Annotated in this window: 13 protein-coding genes; 11 read left to right on the top strand and 2 right to left on the bottom strand. The window is 48.3% G+C overall.

The window, feature by feature from the left end; all coding sequences use genetic code 11:
- Window positions 1–56: 56 nt before the first annotated feature.
- From PBN151_RS14185 to PBN151_RS31300, 4 genes are all read left to right on the top strand, one after another.
- Window positions 57–2,012: a putative thiazole-containing bacteriocin maturation protein gene (locus tag PBN151_RS14185; RefSeq protein WP_072729482.1), complete on the top strand. Its 1,956-nt coding sequence runs from the start codon at window positions 57–59 to the stop codon at window positions 2,010–2,012.
- Window positions 2,009–3,958, top strand: a complete 1,950-nt coding sequence (locus PBN151_RS14180) for a TOMM precursor leader peptide-binding protein (protein ID WP_072729481.1) — start codon at window positions 2,009–2,011, stop codon at window positions 3,956–3,958. Before PBN151_RS14185 ends, PBN151_RS14180 begins: the two co-directional genes overlap by 4 nt.
- 43 nt (window positions 3,959–4,001) lie before the next feature.
- Window positions 4,002–5,594 carry a SagB family peptide dehydrogenase gene (locus tag PBN151_RS14175; protein ID WP_072729480.1) on the top strand — a complete coding sequence of 531 codons (1,593 nt, stop codon included), beginning with the start codon at window positions 4,002–4,004 and terminating at the stop codon, window positions 5,592–5,594.
- 338 nt (window positions 5,595–5,932) lie between these two features.
- Entirely contained in the window at window positions 5,933–6,079 is a 147-nt protein-coding gene (locus PBN151_RS31300) for a hypothetical protein (RefSeq protein WP_174808331.1), read from the top strand.
- Window positions 6,080–6,686: 607 nt separating this feature from the next.
- On the opposite strand, the gene PBN151_RS14165 is transcribed toward PBN151_RS31300, so the two are convergent.
- Window positions 6,687–8,597, bottom strand: a complete 1,911-nt coding sequence (locus tag PBN151_RS14165; protein ID WP_072729478.1) for an N-acetylmuramoyl-L-alanine amidase — start codon at window positions 8,595–8,597, stop codon at window positions 6,687–6,689.
- Window positions 8,598–9,009: 412 nt separating this feature from the next.
- On the opposite strand from PBN151_RS14165, the gene PBN151_RS14160 reads away from it, so the two are divergent.
- From PBN151_RS14160 to PBN151_RS14140, 5 genes are read left to right on the top strand one after another with little or no spacing between them, the layout of a single operon-like run.
- Window positions 9,010–9,432, top strand: coding sequence for a GntR family transcriptional regulator (locus tag PBN151_RS14160; protein ID WP_072729477.1), 423 nt, complete (start codon window positions 9,010–9,012; stop codon window positions 9,430–9,432).
- On the top strand, window positions 9,425–10,114 hold the full coding sequence (locus tag PBN151_RS14155; protein WP_072729476.1) for an ATP-binding cassette domain-containing protein: 690 nt from the start codon (window positions 9,425–9,427) through the stop codon (window positions 10,112–10,114). Before PBN151_RS14160 ends, PBN151_RS14155 begins: the two co-directional genes overlap by 8 nt.
- Window positions 10,111–10,929, top strand: coding sequence for a hypothetical protein (locus PBN151_RS14150; protein WP_072729475.1), 819 nt, complete (start codon window positions 10,111–10,113; stop codon window positions 10,927–10,929). The genes PBN151_RS14155 and PBN151_RS14150 overlap by 4 nt, the downstream gene beginning before the upstream one ends.
- Window positions 10,930–10,942: 13 nt before the next feature.
- Window positions 10,943–12,178, top strand: a complete 1,236-nt coding sequence (locus PBN151_RS14145; protein ID WP_072729474.1) for a hypothetical protein — start codon at window positions 10,943–10,945, stop codon at window positions 12,176–12,178.
- 17 nt (window positions 12,179–12,195) lie between these two features.
- The gene (locus PBN151_RS14140; protein ID WP_072729473.1) at window positions 12,196–12,462 is read left to right on the top strand and encodes a hypothetical protein; all 267 of its coding nucleotides are present in this window, start codon (window positions 12,196–12,198) and stop codon (window positions 12,460–12,462) included.
- A gap of 298 nt (window positions 12,463–12,760) precedes the next feature.
- Here PBN151_RS14140 and PBN151_RS14135 read toward each other — a convergent pair whose 3' ends face one another.
- Window positions 12,761–13,750 carry a serine hydrolase domain-containing protein gene (locus PBN151_RS14135; RefSeq protein WP_072729472.1) on the bottom strand — a complete coding sequence of 330 codons (990 nt, stop codon included), beginning with the start codon at window positions 13,748–13,750 and terminating at the stop codon, window positions 12,761–12,763.
- Window positions 13,751–13,968: 218 nt separating this feature from the next.
- Here PBN151_RS14135 and PBN151_RS14130 point away from each other — a divergent pair, with 218 nt between their 5' ends.
- On the top strand, window positions 13,969–14,412 hold the full coding sequence (locus PBN151_RS14130; protein ID WP_072729471.1) for a MarR family winged helix-turn-helix transcriptional regulator: 444 nt from the start codon (window positions 13,969–13,971) through the stop codon (window positions 14,410–14,412).
- A 307-nt stretch (window positions 14,413–14,719) separates the two neighbouring features.
- Window positions 14,720–16,294: a sigma-70 family RNA polymerase sigma factor gene (locus tag PBN151_RS14125; protein WP_139295346.1), complete on the top strand. Its 1,575-nt coding sequence runs from the start codon at window positions 14,720–14,722 to the stop codon at window positions 16,292–16,294.
- The last annotated feature ends 288 nt before the right edge of the window (window positions 16,295–16,582 follow it).

Here is a 16,582-nt window from a genome sequence, read left to right as displayed (position 1 = left end):
AAGCCTGCGTACAATGCGGTTTTGCCTCTGGCAAATCCTTAAGGGGGAATAAAAACTTGAATCCTTCTATGCGTCTGAAAGTGAAAGGGGATACGTTCTTTCTTCCAGATTCGAATGGAGGTGTCTACTTTCGCAACAATACAGGTTCGTTCCGAATGGAAGGCGACATGGTTGATCAGTGGATCGAAAAATTGATGCCCATGTTTAGTGGGGATTATTCCATGTCGGAACTAACGGACGGGCTGACGGAACCGTACAGGGTACGGGTTTATGAAATCGCGGAAGTACTGCTCAATAACGGCTTTGTCCGAGATTCCAGCCAAGATCTACCGCACGACCTACCCGAAGCGGTAGAACGGAAATATGCCGCACAGATCGAATTTCTGGACAGCTTGGGCGGTTCGGGCGCTCACCGCTTTCAAACCTATCGCCAGGCTAATCCGATTGCGGTCGGTTCCGGTCCGATATTTGTCTCGCTCGTTGCTGCCATGTTGGAATCCGGATTGCCCCGGTTTCGTATGCTGATCACGAACCAGACGACCACGGATCGGCAGCGGATCTCCGAACTGACGGCGACTGCGCGTCTATCGAACAGCGAGATCAAGGTTGAGGAGATCTTACCGTCTAACGACGGATTCCTCGATTGGCAAGAAGTCGTGCAGCTGGCGGATTCCGTTCTATATGTCGCTCAGGTTGACGATCCCCGAGAGCTTAGAGCATTGCATGCGGCCTGCAGGGACGCGAAGAAGCCACTGCTGCCCGCCATCTATTTGCCACAGTTGGGCATAGCAGGGCCGTTGGTGCACCCGGATTCGGATGTCTGCTTCGAATCCGCATGGCGCAGGATACACCGAACCGCCCTTGGCGATGCGGATCGGCCGTCCGCCGTCTCTACCACGCCGGAAGCCATGCTAGCGAATGTGCTCGTATTCGAATGGTTTAAGACCGTTACGGGGACGGCTTCGGAATTGAACGGAAAGCTGTTTCTGCTGAATCCGGAAACATTAGTTGGCGAGTGGCATTCGTTACTTCCTCATCCGCTAGTCACAGGTCTTCGTCAGGTCGAGCCAACGGATCCGTTTGACCTTCCAATCGATCCATGTGCGGAGCGGCAGGAATCAGACCGACTCTTCTCCTATTTCTATCGCTTGACTTCGACGGAGACCGGCATTCTTCACCGGTGGGAGGAAGGGGACTCGAAGCAGCTTCCGCTCTCACAGTGTCGCGTCCAGGCAGTCGACCCGCTGTCGGAAGGCCCCGCTGAGCTTCTGCCGCAGATCGTCTGTTCGGGAATGACGCACCATGAAGCCAGGAAGGAAGCAGGCTTGGCAGGCATCGAGGCGTACGTGTCGCGAATGGCCGGTGTTCTGAAGGCTGCCAGTCCTGCGCAGCCGGATTCTGCTAGCCCGCTCGAGTCGCAGTCCCATGAATATGTAGGGGTTGGAGCGGGAGAGACCGTTGCGGAAGCGGTCCTTCGCGGATTGCGGAAGTGTCTATTCGAGGAGCTGAAAAGTCGTTCCGAATCCAGCATACCCTCCGTTAATCCAATCAAGCTAAGCGAGGTTGAAGACGAATATTGCCGCTATTGCTTGCGTGCATTGACTACGATGCAGGACACCCCGGTAATCGGATTGGGACAAGAAGCGGCGGGCTTCCCAGTCTTCTGGGTCGGTACGAACGGGTACTGGTACGGCGGGGTCGGAGTCAACCGCACGATGGCACTGCGAGAAGCGCTCCGACAGGCGCTGATGAAAATACAAAACGATCCGGCGGACATCCAAGGCCAAATCCTAGAACGCTCTTCGGTCATGGTGGAAGATGCCTTGGCACAGAGTCTGACGATCCCCGGCTTCGATGAATCGGAATACGGCACGATAATGCAGTCTGTACGGCAGATGCTGCACTTGAACCGTAAGCGGATCGCGATCGTTGATTTGTCGACAGAATCGTTCATGAAAGAAGAACTGGCAGGCGTGTTCGGCGTGTCGTTGCGAGAGGAGGAGACGCATTGAGCGCGATTGTAACGGTCATCGGGGGAGGACAGCTCGCGGATTTGGTAACCAAGCAATTGTCTGCCGATGACCGCTATCGACTAATCCGGCAGAAGAACATAGAGTCTGGAGAAGCAGCAACGGGAGACTTGGCGCTGGTGTTGAACGATGCTTGGGATCCTTCCTCTCATTCTGCGGCAGAAGATCGGTTCAGACAGTCGGGAATGCCTTGGCTGCGCGGATTTGTTGCATTCGGAGAGGGGATTGTCGGTCCACTGGTTCGTCCAGAGGGGCAAGGGTGCTCACAATGTGCGGATACCCGGCTCCTGATGGCGGGAAGTGACCGTAGGGAATCGTGGAAACTGCAGCAGAAGCTGGCGTCAAATGGGGGAATCGCCCGGGACGCTTGGGCGTCTCGCACGGGATTATTGCAGGTGGCGCGCCTTGTTGCGGCTGAAGCCGTGAAGATGCTGATGGGCGGGCAGCCGGAGACGGAAAGCAGGATGTACTTGATCGATATGCGTACGTTGAAAACCTCATTGCACTTCTTCCTGCCCGTTCCGCTATGTCCAATCTGCGGCCGATTGCCGGAAGACGATGAGGAGCTGGCCCGCATTGCGCTGAAGCCAAGCAAGAAAATCGGCACCGAAACGTATCGCAGCCGCTCGATGGATGAACTGAAAGATGTTTTAGCCAAAGAATACTTGGATGCCAGGACCGGATTTTTGAATGGGAAAATGGTGGATCTTGTGTCGCCTTTCGCTGATGCGAGCATCAATTTGCCCTTGTTTGGCGGAGATGAGGCTTGTGCAGGTCGAACCCACTCCTATGCGGTTAGCGAAATGACAGCCATCCTGGAGGGACTGGAGCGTTATTGCGGTCTGTCGCCCCATGGAAAACGATCCGTCGTTCATGACAGTTTCCTCAATGTACAGCACCATGCGCTCAATCCTTTCCGTGTAGGACTATATGCTAAGGACCAGTATGAACGCTCTGACTTCCCGTTCAAGTCATTCGACCCCGAAAGGCCTATAGATTGGGTATGGGGCTATTCGTTTCTGCAGGAGCGTCCGATTCTCGTACCGGAGCAGCTGGCTTATTACAGTTCGGGCTGCGGTCACGGATTCGTCTATGAAACCTCCAATGGCTGCGCGCTGGGCGGAAGTCTGGAGGAAGCGATCTTCTACGGGATGCTGGAAGTGGTGGAGCGCGACTCCTTCCTCATGACTTGGTATGCTCGTCTGCCCCTGCCTCGCCTGGATCTCCGTTCTGTTCAGGATCGGGAATTGAATTGGATGACGGAGCGACTGGAGACAGTGTCGGGCTATGAACTGTATTTGTATAAATCGACAATGGAGCACGGCATACCAAGCGTGTGGGCGCTCGCGAAGAATAAAAAAGAGCGAGGCATGAACCTCATTTGCGCCGCGGGCGCCCATCTGGATCCAATACGTGCGGCAAAGAGCGCGATCCACGAGCTGGCAGGCATGCTCCTCACGGTTAGCGATAAATTCGAGGAAAACCGTGAGCAGTACGAACGGATGCTTCACGATCCGTACCAGGTTGTTCAGATGGAGGATCATTCTATGCTGTACGGGTTGAAACAGGCAGAGGAAAGGCTCGATTTTCTGCTGAATGACGATCGTCCGATGCAAACGTTCGAAGAAGCATTTGAACCGACGAGCTGGAACGCCGATCTGACTGATGATCTGAAGGCCATGCTGCTTGTTTTTCGCCAATTGAATCTTGAAGTGATCGTGGTCGACCAGACGACTCCGGAGACCCTTCGCAACGGACTGCATTGTGTGAAAGTACTCATTCCCGGCATGTTGCCGATGACGTTCGGGCAGCATCTCATCCGGTTGACGGGACTGGATAGAGTGCTCAGGATTCCTGCAGAGCTGTCTTATTCGCCAGAGCCCTTGTCACCCGAGCAGCTTAATCCATATCCGCACCCGTTCCCATAAATACGGCTATCGAACGGCACGAATGAAACCAGGGAGGAAAGCGATGAGTCTAATGAATCTGGACGTTTTTCTTCACCATTTGCAATATGATCCGGATAAGGTCAAGCCCTTGGATTGGGAGACGGATTGGGAGTACGCGCCGCTTCCTTACAAGCTTTATCGTGACTTGCCAATGTTTCCACTATCTAGGGAAGTGCCGATAACGCTCGAAGGAATGGATACACCCGATGTGCCAACCCTTCGCAATATTGGACATTTCCTCTACTATGTATACGGGCTTGCACAATTGACCCAGTCCGTCATGGAACGGGATGCGTCGGAGGAATCGGGAGGCGTCTTGCAGATGTGCCGGCGCTTCGTTCCTTCCGGAGGCGGGCTCTATCCGAGTGAACTGTATCTCTATCTTAAGCTCGATGAGTTGCCTGCAGGCGTATACCATTACGATGCGGCACATCATCGGTTGGCGTTGCTGCGCAAAGGGAATTTCGACGATTATTTGGCGAGGTCGCTCGGTAATCGATGCGACGCGAACGGCTGCTTCGGAGCCGCGTTCGTATCTACGGTATACTGGAAAAATTTTTATAAATACAATAATTTTTCATACCGGCTTCAGGGACTGGACGCCGGTATTTTGATTGGACAGCTGCTCGAAATCGCAAAACGATTCAGATTTTCGTCTGGCGTGCATTTTCAATTTCTTGATCAAGCCATCAATCATCTGCTCGGTCTATCAGAACAAGAGGAGAGCGTATATGCGGTAATCCCGTTATCGGTGAATCCGGCGATCCGGTGGATGGAAAGTGGGAACGAGGATACGGACATCGTGTCCGCCTCCGAGCTGTGCCGGGAGTTGTCGCCGGTCAATCATGATCACTATATAAAGTCGCGGAGGAGCGCCGATTATCCAATGCTGCTCCGGATGAGCGATGCGTCCCGATTTGATTCGGCGCGATTGTTTCAACAGATCCGGCAAGATGAGCAAGCAATTCCGAATCAAGCGCCCGCACTGCCTCTGCCGCCTGTAGATCGCTTATCATATGATTTGGCGGCGGTTTGCCGCAACCGTTTCTCACCCGAGACGGAATTTATCTGGAAGCCGATCGGTATTTCGCGGCTTGCATCTCTGCTTCGGGAAGCGACGGCTTCCTTCACGTATCGCAACGACCTGGATGACCCGCAGAAGAGGCCGGAACCCCGTGTATGTCTTTACGGCTGCTTCTACGGGGTCGAAGACGTTCCGGATGGCGCTTATCGGTACGATAGCACTGCGCATGCGCTGCAGTCGGTGTGCCTTGGAGATCACCGGCAACGGATGCAGGAGGGAATGTCGCTTCCCAATATCAATTTGTTTCAAGTACCACTCAGCTTTCATGTGGCAGGGAAGAGGAGTTTCTATCAATCGCAGCTCGGCAAGCGGGGATACCGCATACAGCAAATGGAAGCCGGGATGCTCGTGCACCGATTATTGCTGGCAGCATCCGCTCTCGGTATGGGAGGGCGTCCCCTTCTCGGGTTTGACGCCAATTCCAGCGATGCGCTTTACGGGACGGCTTCCCGAGATGAGACGGGACTAATTTTTATACCGGTCGGTCCCTACCGTCAACGATTGCGATTGGTAGGCAGCTTGAGCCGTTAAAAAAAATCATCGCTAATGACATTGACGCGAACGGTCATGTCCTCAGCGATGAAACCACCCTTTCAAGAAAGGGAGACTGGACTTCTCTTAGCAATGATAGTTATCCCACGGATGATGGCAATGCAAGTGGCTATGATCCCATGGATGGAACCAATCATGATGGTAATCGAGCTCGCAACAGTCCCACCCTGAATACTGATAAGGATGAAGGTGGTCATCCATATACGGATTCCATGGATGATGCATGCATGGATGGATCATGCATGGATAGTGTTCATGCTCCCAGGGGTGAACCATATCGGGGTGCTGCTCATGCTCCAGGGGCTGAAATTTCGTAGGTGAGTGCATATTCTCACAGGGATGAGCCATTACGGCTTGATGCTCGTTACCACAAGGACAACACATCATGGGGTGATATCCGTGATGATAAGGAATATGGCACCAAGGATAGTGTGACGCTTGAAAACCGTCATCGCGAGGTCTAATTTGATTATTAGATTGCTGCTCAAATGCTTGCTCGGACGGATTGGGCACGCCGGCCGGGTTCTGAACGTAAGGTTGATGGTATATCATCGTTTTCCTCCTAATCTTTTGAGGGGCATTGCATCGTGAATCCTCTTCTGGCAAAGCTCGCTTGAAGCTACCGCTAGGCATAATTCACAATATGCTGAGATTGGGGAAAGGGCACTTGCCCCTGTAAAATGGGCAGCTACCCAAGAGGAGGAGAAGCAAGGAACGAAATTGGTGTCGAAACGAAGATTAAGCGTGTGACGGTGATGGTAAGGTTGTAGCAAATAAAATTGTGATACCTTGATCCCCAAACTTTCTCAGATGAATCAGGTCATCAGATTATCTATCCGTATTCTGAATAAATGGGTCAGTTTATTTTATGTCCCCAAGTTCTTGTCATTTTTATTTGACAAGAACTTGGGGACGTTCGTTTTTGATAAGAACTTAGAGACATTTTTGAGTAACCTATAATTATACAATATCATTTCAAGCAATATCTGAGAGAAGAGCATTGCACACGTATGGGATATCCTTATCCTTACATGCAATTCAGTCACTATACTCTTCTTCATTTAGCGAATGTTACTGCACCTTATCGACATCAGAAGCTTTCACAAAAGCGAAGCGGTGATTGAAAAAGATGCGATAGAATGCCTCCTTGCCTTTAATGTGCTTATTCGTCGCATAAGGATCCTTCGTGAATAATGGGGCTTCGTAATAATCGCCATTGACCTTCTCAATGGCAACATACGATTGTCCCTGTGCAATCGTGTACTGCAGAGGTACGAGTTCATTCGGCTTTACATCGGCAGGGTAGGCTGCCGCTTCTGGATAGGCCGCACCATAAACCGGTATAGAAGCTGTGCCCGCTTTCGGAGTAATGAGCTCTCCTGCACCCGCAACCGCATTGCTTCCTGCCGGATTATAGAACCATGCCTTTTGTCCACCGTACCAGATTGCTGTCCAGTTCCCCAGCTCACCTGCGAGCGAGAAGGTTTGCCCTGTCGTAGCTTTAGCGCCTATGCTCAGTCCGTCTTTCTTGTTCTGAACGGCAAGGGCAGGGTCATCAATTAAATCCGCATCAAACTGCGGCTCCTTATACAGATAAACGAAGTTCGTCGGCTGGAGCGGAGCATCCTGAACTTCAGGTAAATTACTCTTAAAATTAGGCTTGATTGTCACGATGTCCTTGAGGCTATGCGTGGCGCCAAGTGGTGCTCCAACCAGCTCCATATAATGCTCCCAATCCCAGAATGGACCGGGATCCTGATGCATTGCCGGTGTTCGCTTCGGAGTAAGCCCCGGAATTTCGTTGTGCCCAATGATATGCGCTCGATCCAGCGGAATATCATACTTCTCTCCCAAATATTTAACGAGTGCGGCAGATGAGCGATAAAGCCGTTCGGAGTACCAGGTTGCTCCTTCCATCGCATAGCCTTCATGCTCGATGCCGATGGAGTGCATATTGAAGTAATAGTTGCCTGCATGCCATGGCACGTCTTTGTTGTTAACCATTTGCGTTACATCGCCATCAAATGAGCGAACAACGTAGTGGGCGGCCACGCTCTTCTTCGGATTTGCAAAAATGCCAATGGTGTCTCGATATGTTTCTTCCGTATCATGAATGACAATAAAGCGAATATCTGGCCCGAATTTAGGACGGTCTGCAAGATCATAATTGGAATAGTCTGACGGGTCATCCCCGTTCTGCTGATAGGCTGCAGGAATAGACCTGCAAGGTAGTAGGGAAGGGCAATCAGCGCTGCTTGAAATGGTTGAATGCAGTTGCAGACTCTGTAAAGTGGCTGGGTTTGGCTTTACTTCCTTGGATGTGAGGCGCAGCGCCTGACCTTCCGGAGTTTGCCGTGCGATCCCTTGCTGTATCGTGTGGAACACTTGATCGGCGAAATCCTGTGCATAATACAATTCTTGAGAGCCGCTATATTTGGCAACAGCACCATACCAATCGGATTCCGTTACCGGCAGTTTGCCTGCAATGTCCTTCGCATATTTTGCCAGCAGCGCAGCTCCGCCTCGAATGTTCTCTACTGGATCCTTCTTCAGAAAGATTGGATTTACCTTCAGGAGTTGAGATGCTGCAGCAAGAGTATGATGGCTTGGATCATCAAGCGAATCCGATGTGCTGCCTTGTTCAGCGGTTGCATTCTGTTCCTCTGGCTGCTGCTTCGGTATGTCGGTCAAATGCATAACGCCGAAGCCACCAGATGTGCTTGGTTCACCATTATGTTGCTCCCACCGTGTCAGGTTGTAGGAGACGGACATCAGAATGCTCACAGGTACTCCGAATTCTTTCGCTGCAGATTCGAAGGCTTGTTGCAGCTGCTGCGAATTCGACTTGACTTGCTCTGCATAGACAGACGGTACAACATTGAATGGAGCAGGCAGCGAAGGCGCAAATCCTGCGGCCGCCAATGAGGCGACAGTGAGAGTGAGCGATAGCTTTTTCCATTGGATTGTTTGAAGTCGTTTCAATTATTTCCCTCCCAAAATGATAATCAATAAGACAAGATGACACCGCTTTCAAAACACAATTGGCATCCACATTTGCGCTACCTTATTTATCACCACCATTCCATAATATGGGGATTGGTAACTATTATATTATCTTTCGATTAAAATTTTCAATATATTTTTAAAAGATGAAATATTTTTTCAAATAAAAAAGGACGCTTCTCCTATCAATTTCACAGGTACCATATACGCAAAAAGAGAGACGAACATTGGCAACAAATCGAAAAGTGGGTAGGTTCGTGCTGACAATTAGAGAAAGGGATAAAATCTAACTATTGACATTCGTTGTGTATTACGGGCATAATACACCCATGAAGTGTATGAACTACATAGTACACACACTTGGCGATAAATGCGAGGGGTGATCATAGAGATGAATGAAGGGTGGACGAGTGTGGTCTTTAATAACCGTGACCCTGTCTATTTGCAAGTTGTAAGGCATTTCAAGGAGCGGATCGCAACAGGCCGATTAAAGGCAGGGCAGGTTATTCCTTCCCGCAGAGAGCTCGGAGCATTGCTCAAAATAAACCCAAATACGGCGCAAAAAGCCTACAAGGAAATGGAGGAGCAGCGGTTGATTATAACGGAAGGGAACTCACCGAGTCGGATTACGGAAGAAGCGGATATTCTGCGAGCAATTCGTTCGGAACTTATAGAAGATGCAGTAGAGGCTTTTGTCGTGACAGTAGGGAGAATTGATGTGCCTGTCGATGAACTGCTGGATCTTGTCCGAGCGAAGTATGTAGAGGAACGTGCGCGTACGAACCAAGCAGAAGGGGGGAACTCTGATGATTGAGGTTGTCGATTTACATAAACGTTATCGTGGGCGCAAGGTGCTGAACGGTATATCCTTAACAGCCGAAAAGGGGCAGATTACATGCCTGATCGGAATCAATGGAGCTGGGAAATCCACGATTCTGAAATCAATTATGGGACTTATCCCACCAAAGAGCGGCACGATTCGCATTGATGGCAAGTCTGTTGGGCCAGCGATGTATGAGAAGGTAGCTTTTGTACCAGATCATCCGACAGTACCTATGGGGATGAAGTTGTCAGACGGGATGCAATTTATGAAAGATTTCTACCAGAATTGGAATGAGGCGCGAGCGAAGGAATTATTGGATTTTTTCAAATTGGATCGGTCGGAGCGCGTAGGTAATCTGTCCAAAGGGACTGCTGCGAAATATAGTCTGCTGCTTGGTTTATCGCAGGGTACGGATTATATCTTAATGGATGAACCATTCTCAGGCATTGATATGTTTAGCCGCGAGATCATTGCTGAAGTATTCTCGTCGGATCTTATCGAGGAGCGGGGCGTACTTCTGACGACACATGAAATAGACGATATGGAGCATTTGATCGATAAGGCGATTCTCCTGCAGAATGGGACGGTTCAGCTTGCCTTTGACTGCGAGGACATGCGTACGACAGAAGGGAAATCCGTCATTGACGTGATGAGGGAGGTGTATAGGGGATGAATCGCTATTTGAAATTGGTTCATATGGAAATCTATCGATTCCGATATATTTTGGCATCCTTAATGGTAGTGACGATGGTCTGTCAGTTCAGTTCATTCATTCTGACAATCAAGGATGCATTAGCCTTCAAAGCGAAAAATGGGATGGGTTATGATGATATAGGTTTACCTGATATCCTCACCTTCCCATGGGCTATCCTCAAAACAAAGGAATGGTTCTTTCTTCCGATTCTGCTGAGCATAACAGTTCTGGTGTTATATACCCTCCTTATCTGGTATCGGGATTGGTTCGGGCGATCGACGTTCATCTATCGGCTGCTGATGCTTCCAACGAAGAGATGGATGCTATACGTATCAAAGCTTACAGCTATTATTATGTTTGTATTTAGTATGATTGCATTTCAATTGGTGCTGCTTGTCGGCGAAAATATGATCTTCAAGGCGATGGTTCCGGCAGAACTGCGGGCGGATTCGACATTCGTCGAAGCGATTTCGATGAATGAAGCATTAAAAATGCTACTGCCCAAACAGTTTGAGCAATTTATATATTGCTATGGCTTAGGCATTGTTGCTGTAATGGTGATCTTTACTGCAGTTCTACTCGAACGAAGCTATCGGAGAATCGGTGTTCTATACGCGTTCGCGTATTTCGCAGGTAGTGCGATCCTGGTTGTGTATCCAATATTATTCTTACGCATGGATGGATATTGGTATCCGATTGAAATATTCGGAATGCATCTTGGTGCCTGCTTGCTCGTTGCCGTGATCTCCGGCTGTCTCGGATTCTGGCTTCTTCGCAAGAAGATTACCGTGTAAAGGAGGAATTACGATGAAACGTTACTTATTATCGATCATTCTCGGACTTTGTACGTTAGGGATATTGTGTACCTATTATACTTACGGTGCGGCGGATCATCTGCCGACATACAAGCTCGTAACGGAACAAGGCGACCCGAAGGAGGGAGCGGGTATCGAGCTTTCCGCTATTTACGGAGGAATACGGTTGGAATCATTATCCATTAGTATGGAAGGAAGCAAATATCGGAGTCGGGAGACATTTCGCGACGAGCTCTTGTCCGTACGACCATTGAGAAATAATTCGGAAGGCATGGGGCAGCTCTTTCGGGATTATCGCCAATTTATGAGGGGCAAGAGGGATCCTAATGGATTTTATAAGGATAATGAATGGTTGATTTATGCCAATAGAAATATAGGATCAGGTCAGTCTCCAAAGAAGGAATTTCAACTGCATGTAGACCTGTTGAATAGGAAGACGAATGAAGAGAAGCAGTATGTCATCGAAATCCCTACTGACAGCACATTTGATTATATCTATATCGACGATGTTCAACGCATCAATAGTCAGCTGCATGTACTCATTCAGCACGGTAAGAGGGATGAATCGTTTCTTCAATCTTTTGACTATGTGTTGGACATGAAGAGCGGCGCACTTATTGAGGGTAAGCAAGTAACCCATTGGAAGAACAGCGCAAATAATGATATAGAAATTGAGGTTGGCTCATTAAGTAATGGCATTGCTCCGAATGAATATATGGTCTTTCAAGTTCAAGAGAATAAGGTCAAATCAAATGGAGATTATATGAATTCTTATGAACTCATAGCCATACATAGATATGTTTATTCATATCGAACAGGCAAGCTGAATGCCTTGCCAGACCCAAAGCAGTTAAACGCAAAGCAGAAACTTAATCCTAACACGCACTATTATCTAGAGAGCAATTCCTTGGTCTACGCAAAATTCGATGAAAATGCCATTCAGTTATCACGCTATAACTTAGACACAGGTCTTGAAGAGAGAGATTATGTTCAGATCACAGCATCGGAGCTTGGCGTTGATAAGATCCAATCGTTTGTTCTCTCTCACAATCGTGTCAATATCTTGAGTAAGAAAGGCTCAACACCTCTCGTAGTTATTCTTGATACATCCGATGGGAAAACACGCTACGTGGGTCAAGTAGTCTACGAAGGGCCTGAATCTGAGCGTGATAAAGAGATGGGGGTTTTGCAGTTACATAGCCTGCAGATGCGAGATACGACTTCTTAGAAAAGAGGTACAGCCCGATGAATCGAACGGTGAGCTTTGGGCAGAAAGTGCAGGTTTTAAGAGGGGTGGAGACGTACGGATACCAAGCAGCGCATTATCTGCTGCAAGAGGAAGAGCTTGCTTGGGATGCGGCCAAAGCAGCCCTGCAGGAGTTGAGCGCAAATGATGATTTTTTCACTGAAGACTCTTCATTGCAACGAGCAAGGCTCTGCAGAACTGTTATACGTCATGCCCTTCTTTTGAAACAAAAGTGTCTGAGAAAAGAACAAGGTATCATAAGCTGAATTCGATCGTTTTTTTATACCTGGATCATCAGGGTTTGAAATGCTTCGCTAAAAGAGGTTAAAAATCACTACGAAAGTCTATAGTTCCCGCCTGTCCGAGGATAGGCGGTTTTTTAATTTCGGGACTTCTACTTTTTCGTTCGTCGGATTAGCTCTAAGTAATGTAATTATAGCGCATACAAAGAAACGGATTGAGATTCAGATCTTCTCTGAAACCTCTATCCGTTTTTATTTAGCCAATATAATGTCTAACATGAACCGACTTTCTAGAATGATACAAAATTAGAGAAGAGGACGTTTATTCCATCAGCATGTCCATCAGTTGTTGGCCGAGCGCCGCCGTATTCGGCGTTACGATATTGCTCAGTGCAATAACGGTTAAATTCTGTTCGAGATGTCGGACAAAAGTTGAGGTAAAGCCATTAATTCCGCCATGATGGAATACTACAGGAATGCTAGGGATAAACCAACCATATCCGTATGGCTGGTGATGATGAGCATACATATTCCCCGATACATCTCCCGCATCTTGTTCGAACCAACGCTTGCTGCGCATAGCGAAATTCAAACGATAGAGGTCATCTATCGTAGATAGGAAACCTCCTGCTGCATGCGCATTCGACATATCAATATGGGATGCACGTTGCAGACTGCCTTTCGGATCCACTTCATACCCGACTGCGCGGTTCGCAATGATCGTGGTCGAATCCTCAAGCATTGTATTCTCCATTCCCGCAGGGAGGAGCACGTATTCCCTTACGTAATCGGCGTAGCTCTTGCCGCTGATCGCTTCAATGACTTTCCCGAGTAAAATATAATTCGAATTCGCATACTCAAACCTTGTTCCTGGTTCGAAGTTCAACGGAAGAGCAGAGAAGGTGGCAATAAGCTCATCCACAGTATGCGGCAGCAGGGAAAACTGCGGGAACTCTGGAAGTAAGACCAAGTTCGGGATACCCGAGCGATGGGTCAGCAATTGCTCAATCGATATGTGCTCCCATTGAGAGAATTCTGGTAAATAAGTTGTCAACTGTTCTTCAAGACGCAGTTGGCCCTGATAGGCAAGGGTCAGGATGGCTTCTGCTGTAATTGGCTTGGAGTTTGATCCAATTCGATATACGGTCTTACGTTGATTCGGTACGTTCAGCTCCACATTTGCAAACCCGTATCCTCTGGCGAGAATAACTTCTCCTTGTACAGCAACAAGCACGCTTCCATTGAAATCCCCACGCTCATGCATGGATTGGATGTATGAATCAATCTTTCTGTTCAATTGGTTACTATTCATGTTGAATCTGCCCCTTATCTTTGTGTTTATGAGATAAAAGGCTTAAAATTAGGCTGTGTGTCAATCAATCGACATCCCGCCTTTCCGGGTGATAGATAGGTTATAAACAATAAGTATTCAAACTGCTATATAGTAAACAGTTATTTACTATATACATAATTATCACGATTATATCCATATTGTCAATGTCTGAATCGATAACGAAGGGGTATTATGCCATGCGAGCAGCGATTATGAATGAGATTATAGAGTCGTGGGGTGAAATGATGCCCTTATTTGAACGCAGAATGATGAAGCTATTTGAGCAAACGGTGATGCAAAAGCTGAGCCCGCTGCAATTCTATGCACTTGTTGCAATCGAGAGCAATCAGCCAATCGGAATGAAAGAGCTCGCACAAGAACTCAACATGTCCAAGCAGCAGCTCTCCAAGCTTATTCAAAAATTAATCGAAATGACATTCGTGGAACGGACTCACGACGAACAGGACTTGCGATCCTTCAATCTCCACTTAACAGCAGAAGGATCGGCATTTATCAAAGAGTATAAAGAAGCCATTGGACGGCTGCTCCGTGACAAGATTGACGTGTTCAACGATGAGCAGCTCCTTCGTTTCCATCGAGCTTTGTTCGATCTGCACGAAGTGCTAAAAAGCTGGGCGTAATCAATCATGAGGATCATTTGCATTTGGAGGCTTAGCTTGTAGCAGAGCCATGCTCTGCTACGTACTTCGAACTAGGTACGATAAATACCTCGAAAGGCTGCCGTTCACTCTTGAATCGGTGGCCTTCTTTCTTTCTCAATCGATCCTATAAAAGCCTAACAATGTGTATGCTATCATCACCTATGAACATATTCGAGCAGGGGTTGAACAAAATTTCATGTTATGAAGTTAAATCTCATTTGAAGTAACCTTTTGGCCGTTACATGGCACTAGTGTATAGATGGATAGAAAGAAAGGAGTTGGGGGCGTGCACCATTGGATAGAGGCAGCGAAGCAAGGAGACCGCGAGTCGTTCGATCCCATCGTCCGACAGTTCACTTCAATGGCTTATGCTGTAGCCTATGAACGGCTGCACGACGTTCAGTTGGCGGAGGATGCCGTGCAAGAGGCATTCGCGGAAGCATTCATCAGCCTCAGTCGCCTGAAAGAAACCGAAGCATTTCCGGGTTGGTTCAAGGTGATTGTCGTTCGCCAAGCGAACCGCATTCTTCGGCGCAAACGTCATCCGTCTGTCCCGTTGGATGATATGACCGGCTTAGCTGGAAGCGGGAAGAGCATCGCTGACATCGTCGAGCAAAAAGAACTGAGAAGGCTGCTTCATGAATCCGTATCGTCATTGTCATCAAATATGCGTGTGGCGGTACAGTTGTTTTATTTTTACGGCTATTCATTGCAGGAAATCTCTGCGTACTTAGGCACATCCGTCCCTGTATTGAAAAAACGGCTATTCGACGCGCGACGCAAACTGAAAGGAATCCTGCCTGTTGCTGATTTTGCTCATGTATGCAACAGCTTATATGAAGGGGGAAAACATATGCTGCATATTGTAAATGGAGATCACGTAGCGAGCACTTTGCGTAAGGTTTTACATAAAGGGGATATTCTCGTGTGGAGGGAAGTGTACCCGGAAGGGCCGAACTTCGCAAATCCCACAGCAGCCTCCAATCGGCAGGTACGGGCTCAATACTTGGAGCAGGCGCTCGGCATTCCCGCAGCAGAATTCACACGTCTCTCTGGCGAACAAGAACAGCAGCTCACTCGCTTTTCCGAATACGAAGAGATTGTGTTGTGGTTCGAGCATGATTTATTTGACCAGACGATGCTCTGCTACTTGCTCCATTGGTTTGCACACCAGCCGCTTGGCCGTACAAAGCTAAGCTTGCTATGCATTGGATCCTTCCCAGGCATTGAATTATTCCGCGGGCTTGGCCAATTAAATGAAGAGCAGCTGGCGTCACTATCAGGGACGTGGCAAACTGTCGGTCGTGAACAGCTCGATCTAGGGTCAGCATTATGGGAGGCTTATACATCTCCTGATCCTAGCAAACTCGTACAGCTTCTGCGAGAGGATACGTCGGCATTGCCCTATGCGAATGCAGCATTCCAGCAGCATCTTGCCCATTTCCCATCTGTCCACAATGGGCTCGGCATTGTCGAGCAATTCACTTTGGAGCAGATTGATTTTGGCATTGCTTCTCCGTATGAATTATTTAAGCATGTCTGCAATAAGCTGCATGAACTTGGAATGGGGGATTTGCAATACTGGCATGTGTTGGACAAGCTGACTAGCGGTACCCATCCACTTCTGCACGTTGAGGGAGTAGAGACCTTCCCGAATTTCCAAGGCACACCGCCTTCATTCCGTGAATGTACGGTGTCGTTAACGAAAGAGGGGCAACAAGTTCTGGAAGGTCAAGCAGACCGGGTAGCTCTGAACGGCATCGATACGTGGCTTGGTGGTGTTCACCTGAAAGGCCAATCTGTACCGTGGCGCTGGGACACAGTAGCGAAAACACTCATCAACGATAACCAAGGAGCGTAGCAAAGCGGAGCAAATTCATCGTAGGGTGACCAATTGCCTACATTTGAACAACTGAACTCGTAAATTATGCCTTTCATAACAAAAACGGCTGAGCAGTCGAATAATGACGCTCGGCCGTTTTATTATTTCACCTCATTCTTTTCTACATAGTTGTTTAATTCCTTCGAGGCATCCAGGGATTAATTGGAGTGGGATATTCTCATCCGTTGTATTAAAAGTATTAAAAACATAGCTTGTTATTAGATGCTGCACCCGAATCGGTATAGGCACATTGGGTTTAACAGTGTA

It is taken from the genome of Paenibacillus sp. NAIST15-1, assembly GCF_001894745.1.
In the GTDB taxonomy this organism is placed as follows: Bacteria; Bacillota; Bacilli; order Paenibacillales; family Paenibacillaceae; genus Paenibacillus_B; species Paenibacillus_B suaedae.
The sequence above is the reverse complement of the archived record's forward strand: the minus strand, read 5'-3'. Positions and strand labels throughout refer to the sequence as shown.